Here is a 2,629-nt window from a genome sequence, read left to right as displayed (position 1 = left end):
CCAATACGATAGCAAGAGCGAACAACTCAACCGCCACGCCCCAGCCGCCGAGGCCCTTGAGAAAAAAGCCCTCAGCTGGGCTCTTTGGGGCAGCTTAGCTTACGAGCAAGGGCTGTATCGCCTGTCCAAATAATCCGCTACAGCGGTAACATCCAAGCCATGAACAACAATGCCGCAGATCCTCGCGGCATTGTTATTCATGAAAAGCAGAGCGCCTCCCAGAGAAAGCGCCTCACTCAGCGCCTTTAAGGATTAGCGATCAGGCCTTGGAGGATGAACTTTAGCTCCTGATCTTTAGCTCCTGATGTTGAGTCCCAAATGTTGAAATCAGAGAAGTTGAGCTAAGAGAGGTTAAGCTGCAGAGAAGTTGAAAGCTTGATGCAAAAAACTAAGGCCGAATATTAACACTTGGTTTTAACCCCTCAGGATTGAAACGTGTTAGCGAGTGTTGAGCGTTTGCCTGTCAAATCCACAGCGACAAAGAGGCTTCAGGCTCAGGTAGGGATTGCTGGGCGTAAAATTGCCGAAGATGCTGACCCACCTGCTGATAAAACTGGCTGGACTCATGGGTCGGCGCCGAGTGAGCAAACTGAGCTGTCGGTGACGTGACGGTGGCATTGGCAAGATTTGCCTCGGCCTCGCTCCCCACTTTTAGGCGGATATCCTTACGCTGCAGCGCTGCTGGCCCACGAAAAGCAAGATTAAAGGCTTTGCGCAGAGCCGCCTCAGGGACCGCGAGCGCCTTTTTGGGCAACTCTTGCTCAGATGCAGACTGCTGCTCCTGTTGCTGAGAAGACTGGCGCTGCTGCCGATGCTGAACCTGCTGTTTTTGCTCAAGTAAGCGTGCTTGCTGCTGAGCTTGGTCCGCGCTACGTTCTTGCTGGGGATTTAACGCCCGCTCAGGGTGCTCCTTCGTGCTCGCCTGCGGCGGAATGATGACAGGCTTAAGCTGATTGTCGACCCGAGCGGCATCCGTCGCGACATTACTGGTCGCTAGCGGCACCTGCGGGTAATGACTGACAACCAGCATAAAACATTCCTATATTCTCGAATGGTTAAATACTAGCCAGCTATCGCACAAAGATAAAGCATTAATGATGATAACGGGTTAACCAAGCACGCAAGGCCTGTAAACATTCTTCTTGGTGGGAAATAAACGGCGCGTGGGAGGCTTTTGCTAGCACGACATCACTCATATGCTCCCCCGTTGGCATCAAGGGCAACAAGCCCCGAGGAACGAGGCCATCGAGGCGCCCCCAGAGTCGCAGCCAAGGTAAAGGGATCTGGCCGATTTGGCTCCTCAGGTCAATGTCGTGCAGCATCGCCAGCCCCTGAGTCAACGCCATAGGGCTAGCTAATGGGCGAGATAAGACGAAATCTTTGAGCTGCTTAATATCTGCCTTTGCCGTCGCGCTCCCCATGGCCTGGATGGCCAAAAAGCGCTCTATGGTACGCGGCAAATCTTGCCCCAGCTCAGCGCCAAACTGACTTAATACAGCAGGCGCAATCCCCGGCCAACCTTGCTCTTTTTTGGCAATAAAGCAAGGGGATGAGGCGATAGTCACCAGCCCTTTAATCTGGGAGGGATAACGCAAAGCCGCCTGCGTCGCCACCAGCCCCCCTAAAGACCAGCCGAGCCAAATCGCATTGGCGGGCAATGCTTGCACGAGGGCATCCACCCATGCGTCCAACCCTCCCGCCAACGGTGGACTTAGGCCAAAGCCCGGCAAATCGACCACATGCGTCCTATACTCAGGCAAAGCCTCCTGCACAGCGCTAAACACCCCACCATTAACCCCCCACCCATGGAGCAGCACCAGTTCTGGCCCTTGGCCTTGGGTTTGCACGTGCACTGATGCAGGGATTATCGTTGGCGTCACAGGGGTCATTTAAGGCCTCGATTGTCGATAGGGATAGAGTATGTCATTCACACCCAAAGGAATGGGGCTGCAGCAGGTACACAGACTCCTCAGCTTAACTTATCGTCTGGCACTCGCAGGGATTGCGGCCAGTTTACCTAACCGCTGCCTGCTGTGCCACCAATCCATCACCGCGCCTGCAACCGGGATCTGCGCCGTGTGCTTGCAAGCGAGCCTGTACCATGACCCCATCTGCCTCGGCTGCGGTAAATCCATGCTGCTTGAGCAGGATTATTGCGGCGAATGCCAAAGGCGCTCGCCGCGCAAAATCATTGCCCCTTGCAGTTATCATCAAGGTTTAGGGCCATGGGTGGGGGCCATCAAGTATCAGGGCCAACTCGCGGCTCTGCCAATCCTGTGCCATGCGCTCGTTGCGCGAATTAAGCACCTTGAGCGACAAGGTTTATTAAGCCTGCCACAGGCAATCGTGCCTGTCCCCCTGCATCCCACGCGTTTGCGACAAAGGGGATTTAATCAAGCCTGGCTCATTGCCAAGGAGTTATCACAACTGCTGCAGCTCCCGCTTGTCACTCAGGGCTTAACACGTCAGCAGGACACTCGGCCACAGGCGGGATTATCCGGCGCGCAGCGGCGGCGCAATTTGCACCATGCCTTTCAGTTAACTGAAGATTTTGCGTATCAGCGCATTGCCTTAGTCGATGATGTCGTGACCACTGGCACCACGGTTGCCGAAATCGCTAGGCTGTTCG

At 54.8% G+C, this 2,629-nt stretch carries 3 protein-coding genes; 1 reads left to right on the top strand and 2 read right to left on the bottom strand.

Annotation, left to right across the window (positions count from 1 at the left end; genetic code table 11):
- Positions 1-463: 463 nt before the first annotated feature.
- Together ACRCZA_RS13935 and bioH are read right to left on the bottom strand one after the other, a co-directional pair.
- A complete protein-coding gene (locus tag ACRCZA_RS13935; RefSeq protein ID WP_438675013.1) occupies positions 464-1,030 on the bottom strand; it encodes a hypothetical protein in 567 nt (188 codons plus the stop codon).
- A gap of 61 nt (positions 1,031-1,091) precedes the next feature.
- Entirely contained in the window at positions 1,092-1,889 is a 798-nt protein-coding gene (bioH, locus tag ACRCZA_RS13930; RefSeq protein ID WP_438675012.1) for a pimeloyl-ACP methyl ester esterase BioH, read from the bottom strand.
- Positions 1,890-1,920: 31 nt separating this feature from the next.
- On the opposite strand from bioH, the gene ACRCZA_RS13925 reads away from it, so the two are divergent.
- Positions 1,921-2,629 (top strand): ComF family protein (locus ACRCZA_RS13925; protein WP_438675011.1); only part of this gene is annotated, 709 nt, incomplete at its 3' end.

This window comes from Shewanella sp., from assembly GCF_051658185.1.
GTDB lineage: Bacteria > Pseudomonadota > Gammaproteobacteria > Enterobacterales > Shewanellaceae > Shewanella.
Note: the sequence above shows the minus strand (reverse complement) of the source record. Positions and strands in the feature narration are given on the sequence as shown.

Bases quoted from the DNA above. Each gene is read 5' to 3' on its own strand.
- bioH (WP_438675012.1), bottom strand. From the start codon at position 1,889: ATGACCCCTGTGACGCCAACGATAATCCCTGCATCAGTGCACGTGCAA.
- ACRCZA_RS13935 (WP_438675013.1), bottom strand. From the start codon at position 1,030: ATGCTGGTTGTCAGTCATTACCCGCAGGTGCCGCTAGCGACCAGTAAT.